This is a genomic window from Plantactinospora mayteni (assembly GCF_016862935.1).
Lineage (GTDB): Bacteria > Actinomycetota > Actinomycetes > Mycobacteriales > Micromonosporaceae > Plantactinospora > Plantactinospora mayteni.
The window spans coordinates 62,185-78,034 of sequence record NZ_BONX01000066.1 but is presented as its reverse complement, the minus strand read 5'-3'; the positions used below and the strand labels follow the sequence as shown (position 1 = coordinate 78,034).

Annotated in this window: 16 protein-coding genes and 1 pseudogene; 5 read left to right on the top strand and 12 right to left on the bottom strand. The window is 71.2% G+C overall.

Translation table 11 applies throughout. The annotated features are described in order from the left end of the window. Positions 1-56 precede the first annotated feature (56 nt). The 4 genes from mqnP to Pma05_RS38960 all read right to left on the bottom strand — a co-directional run bounded on the left by mqnP (position 57) and on the right by Pma05_RS38960 (position 3,440). A complete protein-coding gene (gene mqnP / locus Pma05_RS38975; protein ID WP_203862563.1) occupies positions 57-959 on the bottom strand; it encodes a menaquinone biosynthesis prenyltransferase MqnP in 903 nt (300 codons plus the stop codon). Continuing rightward, positions 956-1,366 carry a hypothetical protein gene (locus Pma05_RS38970; protein WP_203862562.1) on the bottom strand — a complete coding sequence of 137 codons (411 nt, stop codon included), beginning with the start codon at positions 1,364-1,366 and terminating at the stop codon, positions 956-958. The genes mqnP and Pma05_RS38970 overlap by 4 nt, the downstream gene beginning before the upstream one ends. Continuing rightward, on the bottom strand, positions 1,363-2,826 hold the full coding sequence (locus Pma05_RS38965; RefSeq protein WP_203862561.1) for a menaquinone biosynthesis decarboxylase: 1,464 nt from the start codon (positions 2,824-2,826) through the stop codon (positions 1,363-1,365). The genes Pma05_RS38970 and Pma05_RS38965 overlap by 4 nt, the downstream gene beginning before the upstream one ends. A gap of 209 nt (positions 2,827-3,035) precedes the next feature. Then, the gene (locus Pma05_RS38960; protein WP_203862560.1) at positions 3,036-3,440 is read right to left on the bottom strand and encodes a hypothetical protein; all 405 of its coding nucleotides are present in this window, start codon (positions 3,438-3,440) and stop codon (positions 3,036-3,038) included. 294 nt (positions 3,441-3,734) lie between these two features. Here Pma05_RS38960 and Pma05_RS38955 point away from each other — a divergent pair, with 294 nt between their 5' ends. The 4 genes from Pma05_RS38955 to Pma05_RS38940 all read left to right on the top strand — a co-directional run bounded on the left by Pma05_RS38955 (position 3,735) and on the right by Pma05_RS38940 (position 7,579). After that, entirely contained in the window at positions 3,735-4,205 is a 471-nt protein-coding gene (locus Pma05_RS38955; protein ID WP_203862559.1) for a DUF998 domain-containing protein, read from the top strand. A gap of 128 nt (positions 4,206-4,333) precedes the next feature. Continuing rightward, the gene (locus Pma05_RS38950; RefSeq protein ID WP_203862558.1) at positions 4,334-4,705 is read left to right on the top strand and encodes a YciI family protein; all 372 of its coding nucleotides are present in this window, start codon (positions 4,334-4,336) and stop codon (positions 4,703-4,705) included. A gap of 125 nt (positions 4,706-4,830) precedes the next feature. After that, complete coding sequence (locus tag Pma05_RS38945; protein WP_203862557.1) at positions 4,831-6,189, top strand: RNA polymerase sigma factor; 1,359 nt, start codon at positions 4,831-4,833, stop codon at positions 6,187-6,189. Between the two features lie 79 nt (positions 6,190-6,268). Further along, the gene (locus Pma05_RS38940) at positions 6,269-7,579 is read left to right on the top strand and encodes an MFS transporter (RefSeq protein WP_203862556.1); all 1,311 of its coding nucleotides are present in this window, start codon (positions 6,269-6,271) and stop codon (positions 7,577-7,579) included. Between the two features lie 85 nt (positions 7,580-7,664). On the opposite strand, the gene Pma05_RS43660 is transcribed toward Pma05_RS38940, so the two are convergent. Then, entirely contained in the window at positions 7,665-7,796 is a 132-nt protein-coding gene (locus Pma05_RS43660) for a hypothetical protein (protein WP_275414818.1), read from the bottom strand. 50 nt (positions 7,797-7,846) lie between these two features. Between Pma05_RS43660 and Pma05_RS38935 the strand changes: the two genes are divergently transcribed. Next, positions 7,847-8,818 carry a bacteriocin fulvocin C-related protein gene (locus Pma05_RS38935; RefSeq protein ID WP_203862555.1) on the top strand — a complete coding sequence of 324 codons (972 nt, stop codon included), beginning with the start codon at positions 7,847-7,849 and terminating at the stop codon, positions 8,816-8,818. Between the two features lie 13 nt (positions 8,819-8,831). Here the strand turns inward: Pma05_RS38935 and Pma05_RS38930 are convergent, their stop codons facing one another. From Pma05_RS38930 to hemL, 7 genes and pseudogenes are all read right to left on the bottom strand, one after another. Then, positions 8,832-9,263 (bottom strand): VOC family protein, encoded by a 432-nt coding sequence (locus Pma05_RS38930; protein WP_239314066.1) that lies wholly within the window; start codon positions 9,261-9,263, stop codon positions 8,832-8,834. 151 nt (positions 9,264-9,414) lie between these two features. After that, on the bottom strand, positions 9,415-10,455 hold the full coding sequence (gene ccsB, locus Pma05_RS38925) for a c-type cytochrome biogenesis protein CcsB (RefSeq protein ID WP_203862554.1): 1,041 nt from the start codon (positions 10,453-10,455) through the stop codon (positions 9,415-9,417). 104 nt (positions 10,456-10,559) lie between these two features. Then, positions 10,560-12,230: pseudogene (gene resB / locus Pma05_RS38920) on the bottom strand (cytochrome c biogenesis protein ResB); the annotation flags it as partial. Further along, positions 12,230-13,084: a cytochrome c biogenesis CcdA family protein gene (locus Pma05_RS38915; protein WP_203862552.1), complete on the bottom strand. Its 855-nt coding sequence runs from the start codon at positions 13,082-13,084 to the stop codon at positions 12,230-12,232. The gene Pma05_RS38915 and the pseudogene resB, both read right to left, overlap by 1 nt. 76 nt (positions 13,085-13,160) lie before the next feature. Next, positions 13,161-13,760 carry a TlpA family protein disulfide reductase gene (locus Pma05_RS38910; protein WP_203862551.1) on the bottom strand — a complete coding sequence of 200 codons (600 nt, stop codon included), beginning with the start codon at positions 13,758-13,760 and terminating at the stop codon, positions 13,161-13,163. A gap of 1 nt (position 13,761) precedes the next feature. Next, positions 13,762-14,412: a histidine phosphatase family protein gene (locus Pma05_RS38905; protein WP_203862550.1), complete on the bottom strand. Its 651-nt coding sequence runs from the start codon at positions 14,410-14,412 to the stop codon at positions 13,762-13,764. Between the two features lie 5 nt (positions 14,413-14,417). Then, positions 14,418-15,755: a glutamate-1-semialdehyde 2,1-aminomutase gene (gene hemL / locus Pma05_RS38900; protein ID WP_203862549.1), complete on the bottom strand. Its 1,338-nt coding sequence runs from the start codon at positions 15,753-15,755 to the stop codon at positions 14,418-14,420. Between the last annotated feature and the right edge of the window lie 95 nt (positions 15,756-15,850).

Genomic DNA, 15,850 nt, shown 5'->3' with positions numbered 1-15,850 from the left:
GCCAGTTCTCCGGCCGAGCCGACCGGGCCGAGCCGACCAGCAAGCCGGCTCGCAGGTTAGCTGGCGAGGTGGAGCCGGATCACCAGGTCGAGCAGGGCGAAGACGAACAGGGCGATCCCGACGAAGCCGTTGGCGGTGAAGAACGCCCGGTTGACCCGGGACAGGTCGGTCGGGGTGACCACCACGTGCTGGTAGCCGAAGGCGAACGCGGTGAGCAGCAGCCCGACCCACCAGAGCCAGCCCAGCCCGATCAGGTCGCCGTACCAGAAGAAGAGACCGAAGGTCACCACGTGGGCCACGGTCGACGCGTGCAGGGCGAACCGGAGGCCGTAGCGGGCGGGGACGCTGCGTACCCCGATCCGGCGGTCGACCTCGATGTCCTGGCAGGCGTAGATCAGGTCGAAGCCGCCGATCCAGAGCCCGACCGCCGCGCCGAGCAGCCAGGCCGGGCCGGAGCCGTCGAAGGTGCCGGTCACCGCGAGCCAGGCGCCGACCGGGCCGACCGCCTGGGCCAGGGCCAGGATCGCGTGCGGCCAGTCGGTGAACCGCTTGCCGTAGGGATAGACCACCAGCGGGATCGCGGCGAGCGGGGCGAGGAGCAGGCAGAGCGGGTTGAGCGCCGCCGCGGCGGCGAGGAAGACCGCCAGCGCGACGGCCGCGCCGGTCCAGGCCGTCCGGACGCTCACCGCCCCGGTCACCAACTCCCGCCCGGCGGTACGCGGATTGCGCGCGTCGATCCGTCGGTCGATGATCCGGTTCGCCGCCATGGCGAAGGTCCGCGCCCCGACCATCGCGATGGTGATCAGCAGCAGGTCGCCCCAGCGCACCTGCCCGCCGTGCCGCTGCATCGCGGTCAGCGCCGACAGGAAGGCGAACGGCAGCGCGAAGACCGAGTGCTCGATCGCCACCAGCCGGAGGAAGGACTTGACCCGGCCCGGCCGCTCCGCGACGACGGTCACGGCTCCGTCCGCCCCAGCAGGCCGAGTACGGTCCGGCGCCACGCATCCGGATCGACGGGCATCTCGTACTCCAGCGACGGCATCGGATCGGACCCGTGCGGGGTGACGGTGACGAACGCGTGCGGCTTGTCGTCTCCCCAATGGATCTCTATCTGGGCAACCCGCCCGCGGTCCTCGCCGAGCTCCACCGCCCAGTCCCTGGTTTTCTGGTCGATGACCTGCAGCAGTTCCTCCGCGAACCTCTCGATGTCCGCTTCGAACAGCGCCGTCTCCCAGGACCCGGCGAAGTAGTGGCTGTCGACGGTCAACTGCCAGTAGTGCACGTCGTCGAAGCCGTCGCAGAGCGCGCCACGGGTACCGGCCAGGAGACCACCCTCCTCACCGAGACTGAACGCGGTGTCGGTCATGAGATGCCGTACTCCTTCCAGCGCTTGTCCACCAGGGACCGGATCTCCGGCGACATGGTCATCTCCTCCGGCCAGCCCCGGGTGTAGCCCTCGGTCGGCAGCTTGCGAGTGGCGTCCACCCCGGCCTTGCCACCCCAGAACTGCTGGTACGACGAGTGGTCCAGGTGGTCCACCGGCCCCTCGGTGAGCAGCAGGTCCCGGGCGTAGTCGACGTTGCCGAAGGCCCGCCAGGCCACCTCGGCGTAGTCGTGCACGTCGCAGTCCTCGTCGACGATCACGATCAGCTTGGTCAGCGACATCAGGTGGGCGCCCCAGATCGCGTTCATCACCTTCTGGGCGTGCTTCGGATAGCGCTTCCGGATCGAGATGATCGCGCAGTTGTGGAAGACCCCGGCGGCCGGCAGGTCGTAGTCCACGATGTCCGGGATCAGCAGCTTGAGCAGCGGCTGGAAGATCCGTTCGGTGGCCTTGCCGAGCCCGTGGTCCTCCTGCGGCGGCTTGGAGGTGATGATCGAGTGGTAGACCGGCTCCCGCTGGGTGGTCATCGCCTCGACGTGCAGCACCGGGAACGGCTCGACCGGGGTGTAGAAGCCGGTGTGGTCGCCGAACGGCCCCTCCGGCAGCCGCTCGCCGGGCTCGATGTAACCCTCCAGCACGATCTGGGCGTGCGCCGGCACCTGGAGCGGCACGGTCAGGCAGTCGACCATCTCGACCCGCTCGCCGCGCAGGAAGCCGGCGAAGAGGTATTCGTCGATGTCGCCGGGGAGCGGGGCCGAGGCGGCGTAGCTGACCACCGGGTCGCAGCCGATCGCGATCGCCACCGGCAGCCGCTGGCCGAGGCGCTCGGCGACGGCGTGGTGCGCGGTGGAGTCCTTGTGGATCTGCCAGTGCATGCCGAGCGTGTTGGGCGAGTGCTGCTGCAACCGGTAGAGCCCGAGGTTGCGCTTGCCGGTCTCCGGGTGCTTGGTGTGGGTCAGCCCGTAGTTGTGGAAGATCCCGCCGTCGCCGGGCCAGACCTGGAGGCCGGGCAGCCGGTTCAGGTCGACGTCGCCGCCCCGGTAGACCACCTGCTGGCAGGGGGCGGTCCTGACCTTCTTCGGCGGTACGGACTTGAGCTGCATCACCTTGCCGAGGCCCTCGCGGATGCCGGACCAGCCGACCGGCAACTCCGGCTTGACCAGCGCACCGATCCGCTCGCCGATCTCGTCCAGCCGGTCGACACCGAGCGCCATCGCCATCCGCCGCTCGGTGCCGAACAGGTTGATCGCGACCGGCATCTCGCCCCGGGTGGGGCGCTCGAAGAGCAGGGCCGGCCCGTTCGCCCGGACGGTACGGGTGACCACCTCGCTGATCTCCAGCGTCGGGTCGACGGGCACCGGAACCCGGCGCAACTCGCCGGCGCCCTCCAGCGCGGTGAGGAACTCCCGGAGATCGGTGTACGGGAAGCCACGAGCCGCCATGGACGCTAGTCTGTCGCACCGCCGGTCGGGGCGGCACGGCCGGGTCCCCCGCCGTGACCGGGCTCCCGTCGACAAGTCCCGCCAGCACGGCCCCGCGGCGGCACCTCCCGATCAGCCCGGGGCGGCGCCTAGCGAAGAGCCCCGCGGCGACGACGCCTCGCGAAGAGCCCCGGAGCGACGCGTCGGAGCAGCCCCGGGGCACGACGCAGTCAGAGCAGGCCGATGCCGAGCAGCAGGGTGCCGGCCATCAGGCTGACCCCACCGACTCCGACCAGCCAGATCAGCTTGTTGGGCCGGGTGTCCGAAGGGCGTACGACGGAGAGGAAGAAGCCGATCGGCATCAGGATCGGCGCGGCGACCAGCAGGGTACGGATCAGCGTCCGCATGCCGTCGCCGTAATCGGCCCCGTCCAGGTAGAGGAGCGCGACGAGCGCGAACAGCACGAGTACGCCCGCGTGGGCGTGCCCGGCGGTCCAGAGCGCCCGCCGGACGGGGTTGTCCAGATAGCCGGGTATCCGCCGGACCAGGTGCATGAGCAGGGACAACCCGCCGAACGCGATGGTCGAGACGGTGATCAGCAGGATGGCGGCGGTGGTCTGGGTGGCGGACGACATCACAGGTCTCCCCGAGGCGGTGCGGTGAAACGAAACTTGGCACCGTCAAGATTGCCTCTCGGTGAGGCATCTTGTCAACAGCAAGACTGCCGTCCGCGCGACTCCGAGCAACCTGACGACGGCGGCCGTGCCCCCTCGGATGCCCAGGTCAGCGCCGCGCCGGCCGGGGTCGCGGGAAGTTCTTCGGAAAAAGTTCGGCCGACCTGTCGGATCCGCCGTCGCCCGTTCGAGGCAGAGGTAGCGGCCGGTCCGAGCGACGAACCGGACCGGTGGAACCGAAGGAGGAGGACGACGATGAACCCCCACAGCACGACGACGAACCAGCAGAGCATGAGCCTCTCCCCGGACACTGGGGCGGGCTGGGCACCTCGCCTGATCGGGGCGTACGGGATCAGTACCGTCGCCGCCGGGGCGTTCCGGGCGGACCCGGCCCTCGGCTTCCCGATCGGCACCCCGGAGACCGGCACGGCGGTAACGTGGCACGGCACGCTGCACTTCGTGGCCGCCGGCATCGGTTTCGGCTGCCTGGTCGCGGCCTGCCTGGTCCTCGGCCGGCGGTTCTCGACCGAGGGACGGCGGGGCTGGGCGGCCTTCTCCCGGCTGACCGGCGTGCTGTTCCTCGCCGGCTTCCTGGCGATGATCGCCGGTGGCGGAGCCGTCTGGTCCAACCTCACCTTCACCGGGGCGATCGTGCTCTCCTCGGCCTGGGTCTCGGCCCTGGCCGCCCACCTGTACCGCCGGGCGACCCCGATCCGGGCCGCCTGACCGGGCCGCCTGACCGGGCCGCCTGACCGGGCCGCCTGACCGGGCCGCCGGCCAGTCCGATCGCGGCTCCGGACGGCACATCTCGGACGACGTACCCCACCCGACAACCAATCGAAGGAGAACGAGAGATGCGTTACCTGGCACTGTTGCGGGCCACCCGGCCCAGCACCCCGCCGCCGCCCGGGCTGATGGAGGCGATCATGCAGCTCGGCGAGGAGGCGACCGCCGCCGGTGCCCTGCTCGACCAGGGCGGGTTGGCCCCGAGCGCGGAGGGAGTCCGGATGCAGGTCGCCACCGGCAAGCTGAGCGTGACCGACGGGCCGTTCGCCGAGGCGAAGGAGACGATCAGCTACGCGGTGTACGAGGTGCGTTCGAAGGAGGAGGCCGTCGAGTGGGTCTCCCGGTTCCTGAACCTGCACCGCGAGATGTGGCCCGGCTGGGAGGGCGAGGGTGAGGTCCTCCGCGTCTTCGGCCCCGAAGACTTCGCACCCCCCGCCTAACCCCTAACCCGCTCCCCCACCCACCCGATCTCCGAATAGATCTTGACGACTTGTCGTCGTTCCGGCGGCGACAAGTCGTCAAGATCTACGAGCCGGAGCGCGCCGGCGTGCTTGGATCGGGAGGCATGGGGGTGGGGGAGCAGCGGCGGGCGAGTCGTCAGGTCGTCGAGGCGGTCTGGCGGATCGAGTCCGCCCGGATCGTCGCCGGGCTCGCCCGGCTGGTCCAGGACATCGGGCTCGCCGAGGAACTCGCCCAGGATGCGCTGGTCCTCGCGCTGGAGCAGTGGCCGCGGACGGGGGTACCGCCGAATCCGGGTGGCTGGCTGATGTCGACCGCCAAGCACCGGGCGGTCGACCTGCTCCGGCGGCGTACGACGTACCAGCGGAAGCTTCAGGAGCTGGGGCGGGAGGTGGAGAGCCGGCCGGACCCGACCGAGGCGGAGCTGAGCGCCGCGCTGGATTCCGAGCGGATCGACGACGACCTGCTCCGGTTGATCTTCACTGCCTGTCATCCGGTACTGCCCACCGAGGGGCGGGTGGCGTTGACACTGCGGCTGCTCGGCGGGCTGCGTACCGACGAGATCGCCCGAGCGTTCCTGGTGCCGGAGCCGACGGTCGGGCAGCGGATCACCCGGGCGAAACGTACCCTCGCCGCGAAGCGCGTACCGTTCGAGCTGCCGCCCCGGGCCGAGTTGGCCGACCGGCTCGGCTCGGTGCTGGAGGTGGTCTACCTCGTCTTCAACGAGGGCTACTCGGCGACCGCCGGTGCCGACTGGACCCGGCCGGCGCTCTGCGCGGAGGCGCTGCGGCTCGGCCGGATCCTGGCCGGGCTGATGCCGGAGCAGGCCGAGGTGCACGGCCTGGTGGCGTTGCTGGAGTTGCAGGCGTCCCGGATTCCGGCCCGGACCGGGCCCTCCGGCAACCCGATCCTGCTGCCCGACCAGGACCGCCGACGGTGGGACCGGCTGCTGGTCCGGCGCGGCCTGGCCGCCCTGGACCGGGCCGAGTCGCTGGGGATCGGCCCGTACACCCTGCAAGCGGCGATCGCCGCCTGCCACGCGCGGGCCCGGACCGCCGCCGAGACCGACTGGGTACGCATCGCCGCGCTCTATCGCGTGCTCGTGCATGTCTCGCCGTCGCCGATCATCGAGCTGAACCGGGCGGTCGCGGTCGGGAATGCCACCGGCCCGGCCGACGGTCTGGCCATTGTCGACACGCTGCTCGCCGAACCCGTCCTGGCGACATATCCGCAGCTACCGGCCGTCCGAGGCGACCTGCTGGCCCGGCTCGGCCGGCACGACGAGGCCCGACGCGAGTTCGCCCGAGCCGCCGAGCTGACCCGGAACACCCGGGAACGCACACTCTTCCTCGACCGCGCCGCCGAAGCGGCAAGCCAGCACCCCGCCGAGGCGGCAAGTCAGCACCCCGCCGAAGCGGCAAGCCAGCACCCCGCCGCCGAGGCGGCAGGCCAGGCCGGTAGTTAGAACTTCTGCGGGAGCGTGCCAGGAACGGCGACCGGTAAGGAGTGGCCCGGCAGCCGCTCCTACCGCGATGATCGTTCGCATGTCTGAAGCGCGTCCCGCCGCGACCGTCGCCCGGACCACTGCGGTCGCCGTCGCCACCGGACTGAACTACGGCTACTTCGGTGCGGCGATGGCCGGCGCACAGCTCTTCCTCACCCCGCGCCTCGGGCTGGACACCACGGCGCAGGGCAGCCTGTTCGCGGTACCGATCGTCGGCATGATCCTCGGCACCGTACTGGCCGGCCGGCTGGTGGCGGCACTCGGCCGCAAGCACACCCTGTTGTGGATGGCGGTCGGGGCGACGCTCTTCTCCGCCGCCTCACCGCTGGTCGCCGAGCTGCCCTGGCTGAACGTCACCCGGTTCCTGCTCGGGCTGGTGATGGGGGTGACCAGTGTGGTGGTACCGATCTTCGTGGCCGAGTCCGCCCCGACCGCCCGCCGGGGCCGGATCGCCGTACTGCACCAGGTGGCCATCATGGGCGGCATCGTCGGGGCGTTCCTGGTGGCGTACCTGCTGGCCGACAGTGGGCAGTGGCGGATCATGCTCGGGCTGTCGGCGGTGTTCGGGGTACTCGTGGTGGTGCTGCTGGTCCCGGCGCCGGAGACGCCGCACGGGCTGGCCCTGCGCGCCGACCGCGCGACCCGGCCGCTCGGGCGGTCCGGCGGCCAGACCGGCGCGCTGCGCGAACTCTTCGGTCCGCGCTACCGTCCGGTGACGCTGTTCGTGATCGTGCTCGGCACGCTGGTCCAGCTCACCGGGATCGGCGCGGTCGGCAACTTCAGCCCGCGCATCTTCGAGGGGATGGGCTTCCGTGGCCCGTTCGCGCTGCTCGTGCTGCCGGCCGCGGTCCAACTCGCCGGCCTGGTCGCGTCGCTCTGCTCCGCCGTCGCGGTCGACCGGCTCGGACGCCGGGCCACCTTGTTGACCGGTACGGCGGTGATGGCGCTCGGGCACGGCCTGCTGGTCGCCGCGTTCGCCCTGGAGTCCGTCGACGGTTGGGGCACCGGGCTCGGCTTCGTCGGGCTGCTGCTCTTCACGCTCGGCTTCAACGCCGGCCTCGGCTCACTGGTCTGGGTGTACGCCTCCGAGGGTTACAGCGACCACCTGCGCGGGGCCGGCGCCACCGCCCTGCTGCTGCCCAACCTCACCGCCAACTTCCTGCTGGCACAGTTCTTCCTCGGCGCGCTGGTCGGGTTCGGCGGGGTGGCCACCTTCGGGGCACTGCTCGTGATCACCCTGCTGACCTGGATCTTCCTCTATCTACGCGCACCGGAGACCAAGGACCGCAGCCTGGCGGAGATCCACGCGTACTGGCAGAACGCCCGCCGCTGGCCCGACCGGGTCGCATAGGTGTCGCCATGATTCTTGGCGAGTTGTGGCGCGCTGCTAACCACAGTTCGCCAAGAATCATGGTGCGGCGGTTCGGCCGGCGGGGTTAGCGGGGCGCGATGGTGTGGGTGAAGGTGCGCCAGGCGTCGGGGGTGAAGGTCAGGGCGCCCCGGATCCGTGACGGCGCGCTGGCCCGTTCGGCGGTGAGGTCGGAATGAAGCTGGTATGAAGCCGGCATCCTGTTCGCTTTTCTGGTCAGCCGCTGTCCAGAGGAACAGGAGTTGCCAGATGGATGGCCACGCGAACTGGGTACTCGCCTTCGACGCCTCCTGCGCTACCTGCCGACAACTCGCCCAGTTGGTCCGGAACGAGTGCGGAGAGCAGATCGACATCCGATCCCTGAACGACGAGGAGGTGCAGGACTGGCGCCGTGCCGCGCTCGGTGCCGAGCCGCCCTGGGCACCCACGCTGATCCGGATCCACAGTGGAACGGTGTCGGCCTGGACGGGCTCCCGGATGGCCGTACGCCTGGTACGCCGGCTCGGTCCGGGTCCGACGCTCCGGCTGTTGCGTACCTTCGGTGAACTGCGGGAGCGGTGCGCCAATCCGATCGACTCCGGCCGAGGGCTGCGCCGCAAGGAGGTCCTGCGGCTCGGCGCGGGTGCCGTCACGGCGGCGGCGTTCGTCGTACTCGGGAAGACGCCCGCGTTCGCCGACCCGGTGCAGCGGTCGGAGCGCGCGCAGGCGTGGGTGAGGGCGAACCCCGACAAGCTGCCCCGCAGCTACGACGGCCTGGGTGCCTTCGACGTCACCTACCGCCAGGCGATCCACCAGGCGTTGCCGGCCGCCGACCGGGCACGGCTCTGGACGGAGCACCTGAAGCGGCGGGCCGCCGAGCTGCCGAAACTCTCGACCGAACAGGCCGCCGTCCTCGACCGGGCGTTGGCGCTGGCGGCGGCGGAACGCACCTTCACCGCCGGCGTCGAGAAGCTGCACGCGGAGCTGGACGGGTTGCGGGAGTCCGCCATCGCCGCCTTCGGAGTGGAGACCGCCCGGACCCTGCTCGCCACCCTCGGACCCGACCCGACCACGCTGGCCTGCTGCGCCTGTGGGTGCAGCACCCAGAGCGACTTCTGCACGGTCCGCTGCATCTACGACGGCACCGGGCGGTGCAACCACTACGACAACGGCTGCGGGAGCTTCTGGCAGTACCCCTGCAACGGCTGTTGCAGCTACTGCGGCGCGCGCGGCTGCTGCTGACGGCTCTACCGGGTCACTGGGCGACGGCCGCGTCGGTCGGCAGGGTGAGCTGCCAGGAGACGCCGAAGCGGTCGTTGACCCAGCCGAACTTGGCGCTGAAGCCGTACGAGCCGAGCGGCATCAGTTCCTGCCCGCCCTCGACGAGCGCGCCGTAGAGGTGGTCGATCTCCTTCTCCGACCCGCAGGTCACGTAGAGCGAGACCGCCGGGGTGAAGCCGAAGGCGTGCGCGACGCTGCTGTCGATGCACATGTACTGCTGGCCGCCGAGCCGGAAGGTGGCGTGCCGTACCGACCCCTCGGCGCCGTTCTCGCCGGGGCCGTACCGGTCGACGGCGAGCACCTCGCCGTCGTCGAAGAGGGACGTGTAGAAGGTCATCGCCTTCTCGGCACTGCCATCCTGGAACATCAGGAACGTGGTGACCTTCTGGGGCGCGATCGCAGACACTTCGCGGGACTCCTTCCCGGTACGGGCGGCACGGTGGGCACGCGCGGCACAACCGCACGCACCACCGATCTTTCAGGCTTCACTTATATAAGTCAAGGCTGAAGATCGCCGCGCTGTCGACGAATCGGGTGGATCAGTCGAGTCCGGAGGATCAGTCGAGTCCGCCGTACGAGTGCAGGCCCTCGAAGAAGATGTTCACGCCGTACAGGTTCATCTGCATGGTCAGGAAGCCGAGTACGGCGATCCAGGTCGCCACCGGGCGCTTCACGCTCGGCGTCGCCCTGGCGTGCAGGTAGCCGGCGTAGACCACCCAGGAGATGAAGGCCCAGATCTCCTTCGGGTCCCAGCCCCAGTAGCGTCCCCAGGCCGCCTCGGCCCAGACCGCGCCGGCCATCACCGCGAAGGTGAAGAGCGGGAACGCGAACGCGTGCAGCCGGAAGGTCAGCCGCTCCAGCGTGTCGGCGGCCGGCACCCGCGCCCCCAGGCTGTACGGAAAACTCCGCTTGCCCTGGTCGTAGCCGTGCCGGATCAGGTACATCACCGCCGGCACCGCGCCGAGCAGCAGGATGCCGGACGAGGTCGCGATCGTCGCCACGTGTACGACGAACCAGTACGAGTCGAGCGCCGGCACCAGCGGCACGATCGGCACGTAGAGCACCAGCCCGGCCACTGCCAGCAGCAGCACCATGGCGAGCGCGACGAAGAGCCCGAGATGCCGCAGCGTCGGACGCCGGTAGAGCAGCACCAGCCAGCCGACCACCCCGACGAAGGTGACCGAGAGCAGGTACTCGTACATGTTGCCCCACGGCATGCGCTCGGCGGCGACGCCCCGGGTGACCAGCACGGCGAGGTGCACCACGGCACCGAGCACGGTGAGCGCGACGGCGGCCCGCCCGGCCAGCACCGCGCGGGGCGACCGCGACCCGCCGGTCGGGGTCAGCACGTCGGTGGCGGAGAGCGTGGTCCCGGCACCCGAACCCGGCTCGTCGACCGGACCGGAACCGTCGACCGGCTCAGCGCCGCCGGCCGCGCCGACCCCGGCCCCGACCAGCACCCGGGCGCGTTCCGGTCGCGCCGCTGCCCGGCCGATGACACTGCGGGTACCGAAGGCGTACTCGACGGCGTGGCAGATCATCGCCAGCAGGTAGCCGAGGATCGTGACCACCAGGAGTTGGTCGGACAGCGCGGCCATCAGTCGGTCCCCTCTTCCGTCGCCCCACCGGGTCGCGCCCCGTCAGGTCGTGCCCCACCGGGTCGCGGCGCCTCGTCCCGTTCGTCGTCGTCCCGTTCGTCGTCCCGTGCCCCGTCGCCCCCTGCCCGCTCGGGTCGGGTCGCGGTGACGAGCCGGTCGAACTCGTCGGCGAACCCCGCGTACTCGGTACGCGGCAGACCACCGACCTCCACCAAACTACTACGACCTGTCGTGGTTGCGTCGACCGGTGCCGGAGAAACCCGGAACCAGATCCGGCGCCGCCGCCCGAACAGCGACGGCATCAGCCCGACCAGCAGCAGTACCGAGCTGATCAGCACGATCCGTTCGCCCGGGTCGTACCGGACCGAGATCGTGATGTATTGCCGGGTGCCGACGAACTCCACCGACGTACCGTCGTCGAGCGTCCACTTCTCACCCGGGCGCAGCAGTTTGCCCTCGCCGATCTGCTTCAGCTTGCCGCTGCTCACCTGGCGCTGGTCGAGCCGGTAGACCGAACCCGGAATCCCGGCGTCCAACCCCAGATTGCCCCGGTACGCGAAGAGCATCACCGCCGGCGACCGCTCCGCCGGATAGGTCGACCGGACGAACGGCGGCGCATCGGGCGCGGTCGGGAAGTAGAGCCCTTCGAAGGCGACCTGGAGGTCGGGGTTGCGCGCCCCGGTCACCGGGTCGAGGTTGACGTCCGGAAACGCCGCCACGCCCTCGCTGGTCAGGTTGCCGTCGATGGTCAGGAACGCGTCGTCGCTCTCCAGCGACTCGCCGTTGCGGTCGGTGTAGCGCAGGATCGGCGCGTAGCCGTGCCCGAGCAGGTAGACGCTGGCCCCGTCCAGCCGGAGCGGGTCGTTGACCGAGAAGCTGGCCCGGAACGGCCTCTGGTCGCCCTGCTCCACGACCGTCGTGGCCAGGAACGACGACGGCTGCCCGGTCGGCAGGAACGTCGCCTCGAAGTCGGCCAACTCCAGGCAGAACGGCGGCAGGTCACTGCTGTCCACCCGGTGCCCGAGCTTGGACTCCGCGTACTGCTGGAGGTTGTTGCAGAACGCGTTGTCCGGGCCGGCGACCAGCAGCCGGTTGCCGTGCCAGCCATACCAGGAGCCGAGGCCGATCCCGAGCAGCACGCCGATCAGCGAGAGGTGGAAGAGCAGGTTGCCGGTCTCCTTGAGATAGCCCTTCTCCGCCGACAGGCTGTCGCCCCGGACCACCACCCGCCAGCGCCGCTTGCGGAGCACCGCCGCGATCCGGTCCAGGTCGCCGTCGGAGTCGGTCAGCACGGCATGCCGGGGCAGCCGGTCCAACCGCTTCGGCGCCGGGGGCGGTACGGCGCGCAGCGCCCGGACGTGGTCACGCAGCCGGGGCACGATGCAGCCGACCAGCGAGGTGAACAGGAGTACGTAGATCGCCGAGAACCACGGCGAGGCGTACACGTCGAAGCCGCCGATCCGGTCCAGGATCGGGAAGAGGTCGGGATGCTCGACGGCGTACCGGTTGACGTTCTCGATGTTGATGTTGCGCTGCGGCAGTACCGAGCCGGGGATCGCGGCCAGGGCCAGCAGGAAGAGCAGGATCAGCGCCGTACGCATGCTGGTGAGCTGCCGCCACGAGTTGCGCAGCAGGGCCAGCGGCGGCGGGGTACGGCGTACCCGGGACGGCTGGGCACCCCCGGTCGGGCCGCCGGCCGCCGGCGGCTCGGCCTCGGCGACGCCGGCCGGCGCGGCACCTGACCCGGTCACGGTCTCCCGGTCCTCGGTCGACATCAGATGCCCACCTTGCCGACCCCGAAGGTCGTCTGCAACCAGATGACCAGGTCCTGCCAGCCGCCGGTGACCAGGGCCAGCCCGATCGCGATCAGCAGCGCGCCGCCGACCCGGGTGACCCAGCGACTGTTCCGGCGCACCGCCCGGAACAGCCCGAGCAGCCGGGAGAAGCCGAGCCCGAAGACCACGAACGGCAACCCCAACCCCAGGCAGTACGCGACGGCGAGCAGCGCGGCCCGGTCGGCCTGACCGCTCGCGGTGCCCATCCCGACGACCGCGCCGAGGGTCGGGCCGACGCAGGGTATCCAGGAGAGCGCGAAGACCGCGCCGAAGACCGGGGCGCCGAGCAGGCCGGCCGAGGGCAGCCGGCGGATCCGGAACTCCCGCTGCATCCCGGGGACCAGCCCGAGGTAGGAGAGCCCCAACAGCATGATCACGATGCCGATGCCGATCTCCAGCGGTCGCCGCTGCGCGAACAGCGCCTGACCGACGGCGGTGACCAGTACCGCCGTCAGGGTGAAGACGACGGTGAAGCCGGCGATGAAGAGCAGCGTGCCGGCGAGCACCCGACCCCGGACCGCCCGAGGCGTCCGGGCCGGCCGGGTGGCCACCGCCACCCCCCTGCCGGACGACCCACCGGCCGACTCACCGGACTGATCGGCGGGGGCGGCGTCGGTCGCGGCCCGGCGCTGCTCCAGGTCGCTGCCGGCCAGCCCGGTCACGTACGACAGATAGCCGGGCACCAGCGGCAGCACGCACGGGGAGAGGAAGCTGACCAGGCCGGCCAGCGCGGCTGCCCCGATCGCCAACAGCACCGGCCCGCTCACGGCCAACTCGGCAAACGTCTCGCCCATCAGCCCACGCCGCCGATCAGCACCAAGCCGCTGCCAATCAGCGCCAAGCCGTCGCCCGGCAAGCACCGCCCGGCCATCAGTTCGGCCCGTCCGGCGGCTTCTCGTCGGCGACCCGGGAGACGATCGGCTCCAGCCTGTCCCGGGTGATGCCGGCCCGGATCACCACCGCGATCCGGTTCTCCCGGTCCAACACGATGGTGGCCGGGATCGAGTTCGGCGGGATGTCGAAGGCCAGCGCCACCCGACTCGGCGGGTCGAAGAGGCTCGGATAGCTCACCTTGTAGGCCGCCTCGAACGCCTTCGCCTTGTCCCGCCCGTCCTGGATGTTGATGCCGAGGAAGCGTACGCCCCGGTCCTTGGTCGCCTGGTAGGTCGCCTCCAGGTCGTCCGCCTCGGCCCGGCACGGCGCGCACCAGGAACCCCAGAAGTTGACCACCACCACCTGACCGCGCTCCTGCGCCAGGTCGTACGCCCCGCCGGTCAGCAGTTCACCGGAGACCGGGGGCGCCGCCGGACGGTGCTCCGGTGCACACTCGACGATGCCGTCGGTGGTCGCACAGTCGTCCTTCCAGTCACCTCCGCCCCCACCGCCCCCGCCCGAGCAGGCGGAGACGGCCAGCGTCACCGCGACGACGAGCAGCGCGCCGAGGCCGGCGGACCACCGGGGGCGGCTCACCTCATGCCCCCTTGGCCGTCCGGGCCGTCGGCGACATCGCGACCAGGTGCGCCGCCGGCTCGGTGTAACCGATCCCGACGATCTTGGCGCCGTCGAAGTGGAACGAGGTCAGGCTGGCCAGCCCGCACTGCCGCTTACGCGGATCGTGCCAGAGCCGCTTGTGCTCGGCGTACCGGCGCAGGGTCCAGATCGGAAGCTGGTGCGAGACGCAGACCGCCTCCCGCCCTTCGGCGGCGATCCGGGCCGCGTGCAGAGCCGCGAACATCCGCTCGGCGATCAGTGTGTACGCCTCGCCCCAGGACGGGGTGACCGGATCCCGCAGTACCCACCAGTTGCGCGGATCGCGGAACGAGCCGTCGCCGGGCGAGACCCGCTTCCCCTCGAACCAGTTGGCGCTCTCGATCAGCCGCTCGTCCACCCCGACCGGCAGTCCGAACTGCGCCGCGATCGGTTCCGCCGTCTGCTGGGCCCGCTCCAGCGGACTCGCCACCACGTGCGTGACGTTCCGCTTGGCGAGCGCCTGGGCAGCCGCCTTCGCCATCTGCACACCCAGCTCGGAGAGGCGGAAGCCGGGCAGCCGGCCGTAGAGAATCTTGTCCGGGTTGTATACCTCACCGTGCCGGAGCACGTGCACGACCGTTGAGCTGCCCACGTTTCCTACCCCCCGTGACCGGCCGCCGCCGCAGCCTCCGCCGCGACCGGCAACGCCGCCGCGACCTGCTCCAGCGCGGCGTCGTCCAGCGCCGTCGACACGAACCACGATTCAAAGGAGCTGGGCGGCAGGTAGACGCCGCCGGCCAGCATCGCGTGGAAGAACGCCCGGAACGCCGCGACGTCCTGGGTCCGCGCGGTGTCGTAGTCGTGCACGTCCGCGTCGGTGAAGAAGACCGAGAACATGTTCCCGGCGTACGAGAGCCGGTGCGGCACCCCGGCGACGGCCAGCGCGTCGCTCGCCAGCTTGCCCACGGTGGCGGCCGTCTCGTCGAGCCGCTGGTAGGTCGACGCGTCGGCCAGCCGCAGCGAGGCCAGCCCGGCCGCGGTGGCCAGCGGGTTACCGGAGAGCGTGCCGGCCTGGTAGACCGGGCCGGCCGGAGCCAGTCTCCCCATCACCTCGGCCCGCCCGCCGAACGCCGCCGCCGGCAGCCCGCCACCCATCACCTTGCCGAAGGTGTAGAGGTCGGCGTCGACCGGGTCGAGCCCGGCCCAGCCGCCCGCCGAGACCCGGAACCCGGTCATCACCTCGTCGATTATCAGCAGCGCGCCGTGCGCGTGGGCGATCCGGGCCAGCGCCTGGTTGAACCCGTCCCGGGGCGCCACCACACCCATGTTCCCCGGCGCGGCCTCGGTGATCACCGCCGCGATCTCCGACCCCTGAGCCGCGAAGACCGCCTCCACCGCGCTCACGTCGTTGTACGGCAGCACCACTGTCTCACTCGCCGCCGCCCCGGTGACCCCGGGCGAATCGGGCAACCCGAGGGTGGCGACCCCTGACCCCGCCGAGGCGAGCAGCGCGTCGACGTGCCCGTGGTAACAGCCGGCGAACTTGACGATCCGGCTCCGCCCGGTGAAGCCCCGGGCCAGCCGGATCGCCGACATGGTCGCCTCGGTCCCCGAGTTGACCAGCCGGACCTGCTCGACCGGGGTACGCGCGACGATCTCGGCGGCCAACTCGACCTCGGCCTCGGTCGGGGCGCCGAAGCTGGTCCCGTCGACAGCCGCGGCCTGCACCGCCGCCACCACCGCGGGATGGGCGTGCCCGTGGATCAACGGGCCCCACGAGCAGACCAGGTCGACATAACGTCTCCGGTCCGCGTCGAAGAGCCACGCCCCCTCGCCCCTGGCCATGAACCGGGGCGTACCGCCGACGGCCAGGAACGCGCGCACGGGAGAATTCACCCCGCCCGGCACGAGGGCACGGGCGCGGTCGAACAGGGCCTGGGAGGCCGGTGCCGCGGCCGGATAGCGACCGGGGCCGGCGGGGTACGTCTCACTCACGGTGCCGCCATTGTGTCAGCGCTACCTGTGTGCCCGGCACCCACCCCTCGGGCCGTCGCCCACGTCACGCCCGACGCCGCCCCACACCCTCCGAT

Coding starts and splice junctions, on each gene's coding strand:
- Pma05_RS38915 (WP_203862552.1), bottom strand. CDS start 13,084: ATGGGCGAGACGTTTGCCGAGTTGGCCGTGAGCGGGCCGGTGCTGTTG.
- Pma05_RS38940 (WP_203862556.1), top strand. CDS start 6,269: ATGTCTGAAGCGCGTCCCGCCGCGACCGTCGCCCGGACCACTGCGGTC.
- Pma05_RS38950 (WP_203862558.1), top strand. CDS start 4,334: ATGCGTTACCTGGCACTGTTGCGGGCCACCCGGCCCAGCACCCCGCCG.
- Pma05_RS38970 (WP_203862562.1), bottom strand. CDS start 1,366: ATGACCGACACCGCGTTCAGTCTCGGTGAGGAGGGTGGTCTCCTGGCC.
- Pma05_RS38955 (WP_203862559.1), top strand. CDS start 3,735: ATGAACCCCCACAGCACGACGACGAACCAGCAGAGCATGAGCCTCTCC.
- Pma05_RS38935 (WP_203862555.1), top strand. CDS start 7,847: ATGGATGGCCACGCGAACTGGGTACTCGCCTTCGACGCCTCCTGCGCT.
- Pma05_RS38965 (WP_203862561.1), bottom strand. CDS start 2,826: ATGGCGGCTCGTGGCTTCCCGTACACCGATCTCCGGGAGTTCCTCACC.
- ccsB (WP_203862554.1), bottom strand. CDS start 10,455: ATGGCCGCGCTGTCCGACCAACTCCTGGTGGTCACGATCCTCGGCTAC.
- Pma05_RS43660 (WP_275414818.1), bottom strand. CDS start 7,796: ATGCCGGCTTCATACCAGCTTCATTCCGACCTCACCGCCGAACGGGCC.
- Pma05_RS38945 (WP_203862557.1), top strand. CDS start 4,831: ATGGGGGTGGGGGAGCAGCGGCGGGCGAGTCGTCAGGTCGTCGAGGCG.
- Pma05_RS38960 (WP_203862560.1), bottom strand. CDS start 3,440: ATGTCGTCCGCCACCCAGACCACCGCCGCCATCCTGCTGATCACCGTC.